Genomic DNA, 13,091 nt, shown 5'->3' with positions numbered 1-13,091 from the left:
CCATCCTCCTTGCCCGGTTGGCCCGGTCCCTCTTCGCGCCGTTGCGGTGCCGATGTAAAGATCGCCATTTGCCGCGCCGGCGGTGCCCTGCCCGACGGCCTGCGCGGACGGCGCGGCCGGGACGTCTCCGGCGGGCGTATTTGGCCCAGGGTGAAGGGTCCGGGCGGTCATACGCCGACGTAACGTTCCACGAGCGCGTGGTCGCGTCGCAATGCCTCGGCGGACAGGGATTCGCGTGCCTGCCCGTTCTCGATGAAGGTGACGCGGTCGGCCACCGACAGCACCGCGTCGACGCGCTGTTCGACCATGAGGACCGCGACCCCGGTTTCGCGCATCTGCACGATCACGCGGCGGATCGCCTCGATCATCGAGGGTTGCAGACCCTCCGTTGGCTCGTCGAGCAGCAGCGCCTTGGGCCGAAGGCACAGCGCGCGGGCCGTCGCCAGCATCTGCTGTTCGCCGCCCGAGAGCGTCTGCGCGCGCTGTTGGTAGCGGTCGCGCAGCCTTGGAAAGAGCGTGAGAACCTCCTCCAGCGTCTCCGGCCCGCTGCGGCGCGCGCGCAGCCCGATCTCGAGGTTCTGCGCGACGGTCAGGTCGGCGAACAGCCGCCGCCCCTGCGGGACGTACCCCAGTCCCGCGCGCGGCACCATGTGGGCGGGCAGGCGGCTGATTTCCCGGCCGTCGAGCCGCACCGCGCCCGCCGTCAGCGGCAGCAGGCCCATGGTGGCCAGCATGGTCGTCGTCTTTCCCGCGCCGTTGCGGCCCAGAAGGCACAGGATCTCGCCCGTCTCGACGGTCAAGGACAGTTCGCGCAGCACCTGCGCGCGCCCGTACCCGGCCGAAATCCCGTCCAGCTCAAGCATCCGCGCCCGTCCCGAGGTAGGCCGCCTGAACGGCGGCGTTGCCGTGGATCTCCCGCGGCGTGCCCTCGGCCAGAACGGTGCCGAGGTCCAGAACCGTCACGCGGTCGGCGGTTTCCATCACGACGCTCATGTTGTGCTCGATCAGAAGGATCGTGGTGGTGCCCGCCAGCTCGCGGACCAGCGCCTTGAACGCGGCGATCTCGGCCTCTGACAGCCCCTGTGTGGGTTCGTCCAGGATCAGCAGGCGTGGTTCCTGCGCCAGCGCCATCGCCAGTTCCAGCAGGCGCTGGTGGCCGTAGCTCAGGTCACCGGCCTCCCGGTCGATGTGCGCGCCAAGCCCGACGCGGTCCAGGGCCGCATGCACCGCCAGGTCGACGTCGGCGCCCCGCCGGTGGCGGCGGGCGGCCAGCGCCACGTTCTCGGCCACGGGCAGGCGCGCGAAGACCGAGGTGATCTGGAAGGTATAGGCCATGCCCCGCCGGATGCGCCTGTGCGCGGGCAGGGCGGTGATGTCGCGGCCGTCGAACCGAACCGATCCGCCCGAGGGCGCGATGCGGCCGCAGATCATGCCCACGAGCGTTGTCTTGCCCGCGCCGTTGGGGCCTATGAGCGCACGCACCTCGCCCTCCGTCACCGCGAGGTCCACGCCCGCCACGGCCTGAAGCCCGGCGAAATGCTTTGACAGCCCCCGGGTTTCCAGCAGGGTCATGGCAGCCACCTCCACAGCCGCCGGCGCACTTCGCCGGCAAGGCCCTGCGGCGCGAAGAGCGTCAACGCGATGAGCGCCACGCCGGCCACCAGCATGTAGGCCGTGGTCAGGTCCGATGACAGGTCGATCAGGTAGAACATGAACAGCGTGCCGATGAACGGCCCGATCACCGTGCCCGCGCCGCCCAGAAGCACCCAGAGCAGCGGCAAGATGGAGTACTGCACCGATCCGAAGGTCGCCCCCGCGTAGCCGAACAGCAGCCCGTAGGCCGCGCCCGCGGCGGCCGAGAGCGCGCCCGAGATCACCATCGCGCCCCATTTGTGCAGATGGGTGTCGTAACCCAGCATGCGCACGCGCTCCTCGTTCTCGCGGACGGCGATCAGCGTCTTGCCGAAGGGCGCACGCACCAGCGCGAGGCAGGCCAGAAGGCTGGCCGCGAACAGCGCGAGGGCGGCGAGGTAGCGCGCGTCCGGTGCGCTCAGGTCGATACCCCACAGCACGCGCTGCGCGGCGTCGATGACGAACCCCTCGTCGCCGCGCGTGACCTCGCCGAAGTAGAGGATCGTCAGGTGCCCGGCCTGCGCGAACATCAGCGTGACGATCAGGAAGGCGACCCCGGTGGTGCGCAGTGCCAGAAGCGCGAGAAGCGCCGCCAGACCCGCGCCGGCGCCCAGCCCGGTCAGCAGCGCCCAGCCCGCGGGCAGGCCGAGGTGGTGCAGCGGCAGGGCCATGCCGTACATGCCGGCGGCGAAGAACAGCGCGTGGCCGAGGCTGAGCAACCCGGTGTAGCCGAACAGCACGTTGTAGCCCACGGCGTAGCTGGCCAGGACCATGATCCGCGCGAGGTTGCCGTGGTGGTAGGCGGGCAGCACGAAATGCAGCGCGAAGAGCCCCGCCAGCAGGCCGCCGTGCAGCAGCAGCACCTTGCGCCCGTCGCTCATGCCGCGCGCGTCCCGAACAGGCCCTGCGGGCGGAAGACCAGCACCAGCGCCACCAGAAGGGTGGCGATGATCTTGGCCAGCGTGGGCGAGAAGAAGACCGAGATGATGCCGTCGGACAGCCCGATCAGCACCGCGGCCACCACCGTGCCGGGCAGGCTGCCAAGCCCGCCGATGATGACGACGATGAAGCTCAGCAACAGCGGGTCGGCGCCCATCAGGTAATGCGCCTGCCGGATGGGGACGATCAGCACGGCGGCCAGCGCGGCCAGACCGGCGCCGAGGCCGAAGACCAGCGCGTAGACGCGCTCGACCGGGATGCCGAAGGCCAGCGCCATGCCGCGGTCCATCTGGGTGGCGCGCATCACCAGCCCGATGCGCGTGCGTGCCATCAGTGCCCAGACGCCCAGCAGCACGGCCGCGGCCGCCGCCATGACCGCGAGCTTGTAGCTCGTGGTGCTCAGCCCCCAGGGCCAGTACAGGCGCCAGCCACCTTCGGCGTGCTCGATCCACGGGATCGCCAAACGCGTGCCGAACGGTGCCTCGACGGGCCGGGCCTCGGGGCCGTAGGTCATCAGCGTGACCTGCTGGATCACGTAGAGCAGCCCGATGGTGGCGACGATCGTGCGCTCGGGGTCGTAGTCGAGCCGCTTGAGGATGGTCATGTCGGCCGCCGCGGCCAGCCCGCCCACGATCAGCGGCGCGATCACCAGCGCGGCAGCGAAGCCCAGCGCCGGGTGGCCGCCCACCGCCTGCGCCACCCACCACGCGATCACCGCGCCCAGCATGAAGAACTCGCCGTGCGCGATGTTGACCACCCGCATCACGCCGAACACAAGGCTCAGCCCGACGGCCGTCAGCGCCAGCACCGCCGCCGTGACCGCGCCCTCCAGCGTGGCGAGAAGGAAATAGGGGCCAATTTCCATGTCAGCGGCACCAATGCCCCGCCCGGCGGCCCGAGGCAAGCCCCGCCGCGTCCAAGGCGCTTGCACGTGACCGGTTCGCGCGGTCGTCGCCGCGCGCCCGTGTCAGTTCAGAACGGGCGCGTGGTGTAGTCGACCTCGTCGGGATAGAAGGTGTCCTCGATCGAGGTGGTGTGCACCTTCACCAGCCGCCCGTCACGCACCTGCGAGATGTGTTGGCGGCCGAAGACCTGGTGGGTCTTTCCGTTGAAGATCTTCGGACCCTGCGGGTGTTGGCGGCTGTGCGGCATCTCCGTCATCGCCTCCACCGCCTCGATCATCGCGGGGCGGTTCTCGGGGCCGGCGTAGCCCGAAGCCTCCATCGCGGCCTTGACCACGTAAAGCGTCTCCCAGCAACCGAACATGTGACCGTAGGTGGAAATGTCGGTGGGGTCGCTCACGGAGGCGCCGGTGTCATCCACGCCGACCTGCTGGCGGTAGAAGGCGTCGTATTCGCTCTGGTCGGGCTGGGCGTAGCGCGGCATGCCTTCCCAGAAGTGCGACCCTTCGAGGAATTCCAGCCCGGGGCTGTCGATGGCCACCGCCTCGAGGCTGTCGATGAAGCCGAAGAGCTCGGGGCCGCGGCCGCCGAAGAACTCGCCCAGCTCCTTCACGAATGTCAGCACGCCGGGGCCGACCATGACATGGTAGAGCACCTCGGTCTCGCGCGGGATCTTCGGGAAGTACTTGGTGAAGGAGGTTTCCGCCGGCGGGATCGCCAGCTTGGCCAGCACCTCGCCGCCCTGTGCCTCGACGGCGGCCGAGAAGAAATCGCGGTGATCGTGGCCGTAGGCGTAGTCGGGAAAGACCAGCGTGACCTTCTTGCCCAGTGTCTCGGTCACGAAGGGCGCCATCGCCTGCACCTGGCTCTTCACGTCGGTGATGCCCGGCTGGATCGTGTAGCGGTTCAGCATCCCGCTGGCGACGTGGTGGCCCTCGGAGACCACGAAATAGGGCAGCTTGAGTTCGCCCGCGCGCGGCGCGGAGCCGATCACGACGTGCGAGAACAGCGTGCCGAAGGCGATGTCGCACCCGTGCTGCGTGGCGAATTTCTCGACCACCTCGGCGCCGCGCTTGGGATCGGTGCCGTCGTCCTCGGCGACGATCTCGACAGGCCGGCCGTTGATGCCGCCGGCCTCGTTGATCAGCCGGGCGGCCGCCTGCGTGGTGCGGTCGTACCAGCGGCCGTAGGCCGCGCCGATGCCCGTGCGGTGCACCTGAAAACCGATGCGGATCGGCTCGGCGCTCTGGGCATGGGTGTAGCGCGCCCAGAGCGGCAGTGACGCGGCCCCGGCGGCGGCTCCGGCCAGCGTGCGCAGCGCGCCGCGGCGGGTGGTGGTGGCGGGGCGGTCGTCGATGCGGGTCATGACGTGTCTCCCATGGTATCCGTATTGCGCGGCCGGCCCCCGGCCGCGGAGACGTGACAGTGTGCGAATGCCGGCCTGGATGTCCAGAGCATGCCTGTCACACCCCGCGCGGTGAGGCAAGAAGCCACAGCCCGAAGAAGGTGTAGGCGACCATGAAGGCGGCCAGCGGCGCCTGGCTGAGCAGGGCGCGCCGGTTGCTGCCGAAGGCCCGCACGGCGAGCGCGTGGGCCAGCAGGATCGCCAGAACGTGCCCCGCGACCACCGCGCCGGCCTGTGTCAGCCAGATCGCCCTGACCGGGCCGGGCGTGTAAAGGAACCCGGTGGTGACGTGATACTCGCCCAGCCCCAGCACGTCCGCGCCGGTGTTCAGCGGGTCGGTCAGTGCGGCCAGTGCGTATTGCCCGTCCACCAGCAGCACGGTGACATAGTGCGCGATGTGGTATCCCAGGGCGATCGGCAGGATGGACGGCGCGAAAAGCGCGAAGGCGGTGCGCGTGGGCATGTCGGTCCCGGCGATCCGCACGCCGAGGTGGATGGACAGGATGAACACCACCAGGAGTGCCAGGTTGGCCGACAGCATCCCGACCAGGTTGGGCGTGACCACGGCCGACCGGCCGGGGAACTCCAGCGGGTTGATGCCCAGCTGGCCCATCCACCAGAAGGTTTCGTTCAGCCCGTCGAAGCTGCCCGATCCCAGCATCAGCAGGATGAACACCGCCAGACCGGGCGCCGCGGACGGACCGGCGAGAATCTTCCAGCCGGGCAGGCCGACGGCCGTTCGGCCGCGCGCGCGGCCGAGCATCGCCATGCGGCGATAAGCGCGCATCAGTATTGTCAGCGCCTCGGCGCGCAGCAGCCACCGCGGCCCGAAACACGCCGTTCCGGCCAGCATCGCCATCCAGTAGAGCCCGGCCGCGACGGCCAGCCGCCCCGGATCGGCCGGGGCGGGATCGGCGAGAAGGAAACCGGCGAATGCGAGGAAGCCCGCGATGCCGGGCAAGTGACCCAGCGCCCGGGGGTAACGCAGCGGCGCGGCTTCGCCGGTCAGCCGTGCCAGCAGCGCGGCGGGTCCCGTCCAGGGGTTCGTCCAGCGCCAGTGGTCGAAGACAAGCCCCTGCACGGTGACCAGCGCGACCCACCAGACGGTCCAGACCGTCAGCGGCAGCGGGTTGACCATGGGGTCGCGCGACCCGAACAGCCCCGCGCCCACCAGCGCGATCAGCAGCAAAGCCGACAGGCAACTGGCCAGATGCCGCAGCGTCCCGCCCCCGCGGGGAAGGCGCAGCAGTGCCGCGGGCCTGAAACAGGCGGCCGCCGTGGACCCGGGCAGGAAGGCGAGCAAAACCACGGTCAGCGCCACCGTGGCCACCCCCGCCGCGATGTAGGCGTCGGTCGGCAGCAGCAGCACGAAGCCCTGTTCCGACGCATGGGCGCGGGCCGCACCCGGCGTGGCGGCGATGGCGCCTGCAACCAAAAGGTATCTGCGCATTCGTCCCGTTGTCCGGGCCTGGGGTGTCCGCAACCGATCGAAAGGAAGCGCGTGCGCGCGACAGCTGCGCATTTCCGTCAGCTGTCGTGGCACGGACGGTGGCGGCGCGCACCCTTCAACAGGAAAACGCCGCGCGGGTCACCCCGCGCGGCGCGGTGCGCCGGCCCGGCCGGCATCGCGTTACGAATCGCCGCCGGAATCGACGGACACCAGGTAGGCCCAGAGGTCCTTGGCGTCCTCCTCGCTGCGGACCTTGTAGGTCATCTTGCCGCGGCCGGATTCGCCCGACTGCTCCTGGAGATACTTGGTCGGCGCCTGAACGTAGGCGACAAAGGTCTCCTCCGTCCACTCCAGCCCGGCCTCGCCGGCGGCCATCATCACGTCGGAATAGGCGAAGTCCTCGACCCCGCCGGCGCCGCGCTCCGTGACGCCGTAGAGGTTCGGACCCACGGGGCCACCGTTGACGATGGCATTGCCCTCGTCGTCGACGATCTTGTGACAGGCGCGGCACATGTTGAAGGCGGTCTCGCCGGCCGCGGCGTCTCCGCTGGCTTGGGTTTCAGCGAAGGCGGGCAGGGCGACGGCGGTCGCGGCGATGGCGGTGGCGATTCTCAGGGTCATGATTTTCCTCATGTGACTGTCTCGTTTCTTCCGGGCGATAGCGGCTGCAAAATGGTCCACCGGACATACGCCCCGACAACAGGGTGATATTTCCATACGAACTCAAGTGTCTCAAGGCAGGGAAGGCACAACCCGCGATTAACCGCCTGCGGGCCGCGCCGTGGCGGGCTCATCGCGCAGGTTGCCGTGCCGCCTGGGGCCGGGATTGCGACGGCGAGGGCGCCAACATCTTGTTTTCTCGTGTTTCCATGCGCGCGCGTGTCTCGGGCCGCTTTGCGTCAGAGGCCCTGGGCCCTCTCGCATTGGGCAAAGGGCAGGGCCAGGACGGCCCATGCCTGCGCGCTTGTGTCACGCGACCTTCCGCGGGTTTGCACCGGCCGGAGGTGCTGGCCATCTGGCCACGGCGCGCGATTGCCTGTGCGGCGACGGGCAGGGCAGGGGACGAGATCGCCCCGACGCGACATGCGCGATGTGCGTGCTGCATGACGCCGGTCGGCGAGGTGAGCGATCCCACCTCGGTGTGCGTTTTCGGCGCTCGAGCACGCGGTCGAAGCGCAGTATCGGCCGCGTCTTATCTCGTCACGGTTCGCTCCGGTCTTTCAAGGCGCCCTTCGACAGGGACCGGTTGCGGACCGCCGTGATTGGTGCGCCGGGCGACGAAGCCGCTTTCGCTTCGGGCCTGTCCCGCGCTTTTCAGGCAGGTCGCCGGCGGTGCGGTGCCTGCGCAACATGTGCAACCGGGGCGCAGCACATGCAGGTCTGGAAGGGCGGAATCGGGCGCGGCCAACTGTCAAATGCGCTGACCGTGGCGCGCGGTCAACGCGCGCGAAACAGGCAAAAACCCGCGAACGGGGGCTTCCCGACTTGTGACGCCTTGCCCGAGCCTTTAAGACATGCCTAGTTTTTGAATGCGACGCGAAGAACCCCCGGCCGTGCGGCCCGGAGAAGGCGCGGCGCGACCGGTTCGCGTGAGACGTGCGACCGTGGGCTTTGAAACCGGTTTCGGCCGGCTTTTTCACGGGGTGGCGACAGAACATGCTGAATTTCATCGAGTCGCTTTCACGTCCCACGAAAAGCGCTGTTCTCATGGGCGTCGATCTCGTGATCGTGCCCGTCGCCCTGCTTCTCACTCTCGCGCTTCAGTTCAACACCATCGCGCCATTCCGCGCCTTGCCGGACGTCTGGCTTATCCTGCCGTTTCTGGTGGTGACCGCGGCGGTCGTTTCACTGGCGCTGGGAATACCGCGGATCCGGCTGAAATCCTACGAGTTGCGGGCCGTGGGCAAGACAGCGATCTTCGCCATCCTGATGGGCGTGACCAGCGCTGCACTGGCGGAACTGGCCAAGCTGGAACTGCCCGTGGGCTCGCACGTGATCTTTGCGATCACGTTCTTCCTGCTGTCCGCCGCCAGCCGGGTCGCGATGCTGCAACTCTACATGTGGCTGTTGCGCCGGGCCCGGCCGCGTTGCCGGGTGGTGATCTATGGCGCGGGCACGACGGGCATGCAGCTGGCCTCGGCGCTCAAGAACCACCAGGCGATCGACCCGATCGCCTTCGTGGACGATGCGCCGGCGTTGCAGGGCATGACGGTTTCCGGCCTTCCCGTCTGCTCGCCGCGCGATCTGAGACAGATCATCAAGGATCGCCGGGTCGACCGGGTGCTTCTGGCGATGCCCTCGCTCAGCCAACCCAAGCAGACCCAGATCGCGCGCCGCGTGGCCGAGCTCGGCGCCGAGGTCCAGGCGCTGCCCTCGTTCTCGCAGCTGATCGGCGAGGAAGCGCTTCTGGACAAGCTGACGCCGATCCTGCCTTCGGCGCTGCTGGGCCGTGACCATCTGGACGAGGATCTCTCAGGCGGGTGCGAGAGCTACACAGGGCGCACCGTGCTGGTCTCGGGTGCGGGCGGCACCATCGGGTCGGAGCTGTGCCGGCAGGTGCTCGCCTGCAAACCCGGGCGCCTTGTGCTTTACGAACTTTCGGAACTGGCGCTCTACACGATTCACCAGGAACTGGGCCACCTCGTGGGCAACAACGGGCCCGAGATCGTGCCGGTCCTCGGGTCGGTCACCGACCAGCGGTTGGTGCGCAAGGTGCTTGCCGACCAGGGGGTCCAGGTCATCCTGCACGCGGCCGCCTACAAGCACGTGCCGCTGGTGGAATCCAACCCGCTGTCCGGGCTGGCCAACAACGTTCTGGGCACGCGCACGCTGGCGCGCGCGGCCGAGGAAGCGGGCGTGGAGCGGTTCATCCTGATTTCCAGCGACAAGGCGGTGCGGCCGGCCAACATCATGGGAGCCTCCAAGCGGTTGGCCGAACTCACGCTGCACGATCTGGCAAACCGCGCCAAGGGCACGGTTTTCGCCATGGTGCGCTTCGGCAACGTGCTTGGGTCGTCGGGCTCCGTGATCCCGCTGTTCCAGGAGCAGATCGCGCGCGGCGGGCCCGTCACGCTCACGCACAAGGATGTCACCCGCTACTTCATGACCGTGCAGGAGGCCGCCCGCCTCGTGTTGCGCGCGGGCACCTTCGCGCAGGGTGGCGAGATCTTCGTTCTCGACATGGGCGAGCCCGTCTCGATCCGGAAACTTGCCCGCCAGGTGATCGAGGCCAGTGGATACACGGTGCGTGACGCCGACACCCCCGACGGCGATATCGAGATCGTCACCACCGGCCTGCGGCCCGGCGAGAAACTTTACGAGGAACTGATGATCGGCGAGGGGATGCTGACCACGCCGCATCCCAAGATCCTTTGCGCCGGCGACAAGGGACTGTCGGAAATCGAGGTGGCCCGCGCGCTGCGCGAGTTGCGCGCGGCGGTCGCGGCGGCGGACGAGGATGCCGCGCGCGCCGTGGCCGAACGCTGGGTCGAGGGCTTCGGCGGTGGCCGGGCACCGGTCGGCCAGAAGGTTCCCTGACGACGGCTGCACGACCGTGGTTCCGCCGTCAGCGGATCCGCGCCTCCTGCTTGGTCACGGAGCCCTGCAGGTCATCAACTTTCCGCCGTTGGGCCCCCACATTTTCAGCAAGAATCATCGCGGCGATGCCGACCGCCTGCCCGGCGTCCGCGCAGCGGGCCATGTTGCGCATCGCCGCACGGACCGCGACCAGCAGGTTTGCCGCGCCCTCTGGCAGCATCGCGCGATAGGGAACCTGCATGCAGCGCCGGCTCGCGGATCGTCGCTGTCATGAAGTCCCGCGTTTCCACGTGGGTCGTTCAGCGGCCCTTCCAGACGGGATCGCGTTTCTCGGCGAAGGCGCGGGCGCCTTCCATCTGATCCTCGGAGTCGTAGAGGATGTCCACCGTCGCGAACTGCCGCTTGGTGATGCGGTTCATCGCGTCCCGGAACGTCATCGCCTCGGCCTCTCGCACGATCTCCTTGATCGCGGCGTAGACCAGGGGCGGGCCGGAGGCCAGGTGATCGGCCATCGCGCGGGCGTGCTCCATCAACTCGGCGGAGGGGTGCAGATGGTTGACCAGGCCCCAGCGCGCGGCCTCCTCGGCCTCGATCCACCGGCCCGTCAGCAGCATCTCCATCGCGATGTGATAGGGGATGCGCTTGGGCAGCTTCACGCTGGCGGCATCCGCCACCGTGCCCGAGCGGATCTCGGGCAGGGCGAACTGCGCGTGATCGGCCGCGAGGATGATGTCGGCCGACAGCGCCAGTTCCAGACCGCCGCCGCAGGCGATGCCGTTCACGGCGGCGACCACCGGCTTGTTCATCGCCCGCATTTCCTGCAGCCCGCCGAAGCCGCCGACGCCGTAGTCGCCGTCCACCGCGTCACCATCGGCGGCTGCCTTAAGGTCCCAGCCGGGGCAGAAGAACTTGTCGCCCGCCCCCGTCAGCAGCGCGACGCGCAGCTCGGGATCGTCGCGGAAATCCTTGAACACGTCGCCCATGATCCGGCTGGTCTGCAAGTCGATCGCGTTCGCCTTGGGCCTGTCGAGCGTGACCTCGAGCACGTGGCCGCGGCGTTCGGTCCTTACTGGGGTGTCCGTCATCGCTCTTCTCCGATCCTGATGAGCGCATCCGCCGCCACCGCGGTGTCGGGCGTGCAGATGAGCGGGTTGATTTCCACTTCCTCGAGATGCGGGGCATTGGCCGCCACGTAATCCTGCACGGCCAGCACGGCGCGGACAATCGCAGCCCGGTCTGCCGCCGGCTTGCCGCGGTAGCCATCCAGCAACCGCGCCACTCGCAGACGCGCCAGCGCCGCGTCGATCTCGCGGGCCGATACGGGCAGCAGCAGCGAGGTGCTGTCGCCCGTCAGCTCGGTCAGCGTTCCGCCCGCGCCCAGGGTCAGCACGAAGCCGTGTGCCGGGTCGCGCACCACGCCGATCAGCAGCTCGGCCACCGCGTCATCCACCATCTCCTCGATCAGCCAGCTGTCGCAGGGCATGGCGAGCGCCGCCTGCATCGCCTCTTGCGTCCCGGCGCGGGCGAAGGCCACGCCACCGGCCTCCGTCTTGTGCGCCAGCCCCTCGGCCTTGATCACCACGGGCAAGGATGCCGCGCGCAGCGCGCGTTCGAGATCCGCACGCCCCTCGGCCCGTCGGGCGCGCGGCACGGGTACGCCGTGGCCGGCCAGGGCGGCCTTGGCCTGCGCCTCGGTCAGCGTCTCGGGCTGCGGCGGCTCGCCGGGCAGCAGCACCGGTGCCGGCTGCGGTCGGGCGGCCCCCAGCCATGCGGCGGTCTCGATCGCCGTCAGCGCATCGTCAAGCCCGGCCAGCGGCACCAGCCCGGCCGCCGTGATCCGTTCGGCCAGCGCCTCGGGCAGGGCCTCGGGCAGGGTGGCCAGCAGCGCCAGCGGCTTGCCCGTCTCGCGCGCGGCGTGCGCCGCGGCCTCGATCGCGCAGTCCCAGGCGGCCGGATCGCAACGGTCGGGGCGCGGGAAATCGACGATCAGGCAGCCGATATCGACCGGCCCGCGCAGCATCGCCGCGAAGGTCTCGGCCATTGCCTCGGCGTCGTTCCAGATGAAGGTGTGGTAATCCAGCGGGTTCGCCAGCGCCACCATCGGCCCGAGCGCCGCGCGCAGTTGCGCGTGCTGCTCGGCCCGGAGCGGCGGGAAGGTGATATCGCGGCCCGTGGCGGTGTCGGCCATCAGGCTGGCCTCGCCCCCCGAGCAGGACATCGAGGCGACACGGTTGCCCGGCAACGGCCCCGCGAAGTGCAGCAGCTTCAATGCCTCCAGCAGCCCCGTCAGGCTGTCCACCCGCGCGACGCCCAGCCGATCGAGCAACGCGCGCGCGCCCGCGTCGCTGCCCGCGACCGAGGCCGTGTGCGATATCGCCGCCGCCTGCGCCTGGTCACTGCGCCCCGCTTTCAGCGCGACGACGGGCTTGCCCGACGCGCGCGCCCGGTCGGCGAGCGCCTCGAAGGCGCGCAGGTCGCCCACGCCCTCGATGTGCAATCCCAGCGCCGTGACCCTGTCGTCGTCCAGAAGCGCGCGACCGATCTCGGCCAGGCCGGTCTGCGCCTGGTTGCCGGCGGTGGCAACGTAGGCCAGCGGCAGCCCGCGCGCCTGCATCGTCAGGTTGATGGCCATGTTGGAGCTCTGGGTCAGGATCGCCACGCCGCTGTCGCTGCGCGTGCCGCCGTGCTGGTCCGGCCAGAGCAATGCGCCGTCAAGGTAGTTGATGACGCCGTAGCAATTGGGCCCGACCACCGGCATGGGGCCGGCGGCTTCCAGCAGGGCGGCCTGCAAATCCGCGCCGTCGCCGGTTTCCGCCTGCGCCTCGGAAAACCCGCTGGCGAAACATATCGCGCCGCCCGCGCCCATGTCGCGCAACTGCCGAACGGTGTCGATGGTCGTGTGACGGTTCACGCCGATGAACACGGCGTCGGGCACGCCCGGCAGGTCGCCCAGCGCGGGCACGGCCGCGGCACCGCCGACTTCGCAGCGGTTGGGATGCACGGGCCAAACGGCCCCGGCAAACCCCATCTTGCGGCATTGTTCGACCACCGAGGCGCACCATGCGCCGCCGCCCACGACCGCGATGGAATCCGGCCGGAACAGGCGTGACAGGTCGCGCGTCATGGGCGCCCGCCAGCCCGGGTGGCCCCGCCGGGTGCATCCGGCGTGGAAATCTCAGGCAAGTAGAAAACCTTGTAACGTGACATCAATCGTCCTTCGTCATGG

The 13,091-nt window shown here is 69.5% G+C and carries 11 protein-coding genes; 1 reads left to right on the top strand and 10 read right to left on the bottom strand.

What is annotated here, in order from left to right; translation table 11 throughout:
- Positions 1 to 167: 167 nt before the first annotated feature.
- The 7 genes from CEF10_RS12170 to CEF10_RS12140 all read right to left on the bottom strand — a co-directional run bounded on the left by CEF10_RS12170 (position 168) and on the right by CEF10_RS12140 (position 6,949).
- A complete protein-coding gene (locus CEF10_RS12170) occupies positions 168 to 863 on the bottom strand; it encodes an ABC transporter ATP-binding protein (RefSeq protein WP_101068446.1) in 696 nt (231 codons plus the stop codon).
- Positions 856 to 1,572, bottom strand: coding sequence for an ABC transporter ATP-binding protein (locus tag CEF10_RS12165; RefSeq protein WP_101068445.1), 717 nt, complete (start codon positions 1,570 to 1,572; stop codon positions 856 to 858). Before CEF10_RS12165 ends, CEF10_RS12170 begins: the two co-directional genes overlap by 8 nt.
- On the bottom strand, positions 1,569 to 2,513 hold the full coding sequence (locus CEF10_RS12160) for a branched-chain amino acid ABC transporter permease (protein WP_101068444.1): 945 nt from the start codon (positions 2,511 to 2,513) through the stop codon (positions 1,569 to 1,571). The genes CEF10_RS12165 and CEF10_RS12160 overlap by 4 nt, the downstream gene beginning before the upstream one ends.
- Entirely contained in the window at positions 2,510 to 3,436 is a 927-nt protein-coding gene (locus CEF10_RS12155) for a branched-chain amino acid ABC transporter permease (RefSeq protein WP_101068443.1), read from the bottom strand. The genes CEF10_RS12160 and CEF10_RS12155 overlap by 4 nt, the downstream gene beginning before the upstream one ends.
- Positions 3,437 to 3,543: 107 nt before the next feature.
- On the bottom strand, positions 3,544 to 4,839 hold the full coding sequence (locus CEF10_RS12150; RefSeq protein ID WP_101068442.1) for an ABC transporter substrate-binding protein: 1,296 nt from the start codon (positions 4,837 to 4,839) through the stop codon (positions 3,544 to 3,546).
- 97 nt (positions 4,840 to 4,936) lie between these two features.
- Positions 4,937 to 6,328, bottom strand: a complete 1,392-nt coding sequence (locus tag CEF10_RS12145; RefSeq protein ID WP_101068441.1) for a hypothetical protein — start codon at positions 6,326 to 6,328, stop codon at positions 4,937 to 4,939.
- A 180-nt stretch (positions 6,329 to 6,508) separates the two neighbouring features.
- On the bottom strand, positions 6,509 to 6,949 hold the full coding sequence (locus CEF10_RS12140) for a c-type cytochrome (RefSeq protein ID WP_101068440.1): 441 nt from the start codon (positions 6,947 to 6,949) through the stop codon (positions 6,509 to 6,511).
- Between the two features lie 1,035 nt (positions 6,950 to 7,984).
- Here CEF10_RS12140 and CEF10_RS12135 point away from each other — a divergent pair.
- Positions 7,985 to 9,865 (top strand): polysaccharide biosynthesis protein, encoded by a 1,881-nt coding sequence (locus tag CEF10_RS12135; protein WP_101068498.1) that lies wholly within the window; start codon positions 7,985 to 7,987, stop codon positions 9,863 to 9,865.
- Between the two features lie 28 nt (positions 9,866 to 9,893).
- Here the strand turns inward: CEF10_RS12135 and CEF10_RS12130 are convergent, their stop codons facing one another.
- From CEF10_RS12130 to CEF10_RS12120, 3 genes are read right to left on the bottom strand one after another with little or no spacing between them, the layout of a single operon-like run.
- Positions 9,894 to 10,106: an FAD-dependent oxidoreductase gene (locus tag CEF10_RS12130; protein WP_101068439.1), complete on the bottom strand. Its 213-nt coding sequence runs from the start codon at positions 10,104 to 10,106 to the stop codon at positions 9,894 to 9,896.
- Between the two features lie 58 nt (positions 10,107 to 10,164).
- Complete coding sequence (locus tag CEF10_RS12125) at positions 10,165 to 10,950, bottom strand: carnitinyl-CoA dehydratase (protein WP_101068438.1); 786 nt, start codon at positions 10,948 to 10,950, stop codon at positions 10,165 to 10,167.
- On the bottom strand, positions 10,947 to 12,989 hold the full coding sequence (locus CEF10_RS12120) for an acetate--CoA ligase family protein (protein ID WP_101068437.1): 2,043 nt from the start codon (positions 12,987 to 12,989) through the stop codon (positions 10,947 to 10,949). Before CEF10_RS12120 ends, CEF10_RS12125 begins: the two co-directional genes overlap by 4 nt.
- Positions 12,990 to 13,091 lie beyond the last annotated feature (102 nt).

Origin of the sequence: Roseovarius salinarum (genome assembly GCF_002834145.1) — a bacterium.
Lineage (GTDB): Bacteria > Pseudomonadota > Alphaproteobacteria > Rhodobacterales > Rhodobacteraceae > Roseovarius > Roseovarius salinarum.
The sequence above is the reverse complement of the archived record's forward strand: the minus strand, read 5'-3'. Positions and strand labels throughout refer to the sequence as shown.

Coding starts and splice junctions, on each gene's coding strand:
- CEF10_RS12120 (WP_101068437.1), bottom strand. CDS start 12,989: ATGACGCGCGACCTGTCACGCCTGTTCCGGCCGGATTCCATCGCGGTC.
- CEF10_RS12160 (WP_101068444.1), bottom strand. CDS start 2,513: ATGAGCGACGGGCGCAAGGTGCTGCTGCTGCACGGCGGCCTGCTGGCG.
- CEF10_RS12150 (WP_101068442.1), bottom strand. CDS start 4,839: ATGACCCGCATCGACGACCGCCCCGCCACCACCACCCGCCGCGGCGCG.
- CEF10_RS12165 (WP_101068445.1), bottom strand. CDS start 1,572: ATGACCCTGCTGGAAACCCGGGGGCTGTCAAAGCATTTCGCCGGGCTT.
- CEF10_RS12155 (WP_101068443.1), bottom strand. CDS start 3,436: ATGGAAATTGGCCCCTATTTCCTTCTCGCCACGCTGGAGGGCGCGGTC.
- CEF10_RS12135 (WP_101068498.1), top strand. CDS start 7,985: ATGCTGAATTTCATCGAGTCGCTTTCACGTCCCACGAAAAGCGCTGTT.
- CEF10_RS12130 (WP_101068439.1), bottom strand. CDS start 10,106: ATGCAGGTTCCCTATCGCGCGATGCTGCCAGAGGGCGCGGCAAACCTG.
- CEF10_RS12125 (WP_101068438.1), bottom strand. CDS start 10,950: ATGACGGACACCCCAGTAAGGACCGAACGCCGCGGCCACGTGCTCGAG.
- CEF10_RS12140 (WP_101068440.1), bottom strand. CDS start 6,949: ATGACCCTGAGAATCGCCACCGCCATCGCCGCGACCGCCGTCGCCCTG.
- CEF10_RS12145 (WP_101068441.1), bottom strand. CDS start 6,328: ATGCGCAGATACCTTTTGGTTGCAGGCGCCATCGCCGCCACGCCGGGT.
- CEF10_RS12170 (WP_101068446.1), bottom strand. CDS start 863: ATGCTTGAGCTGGACGGGATTTCGGCCGGGTACGGGCGCGCGCAGGTG.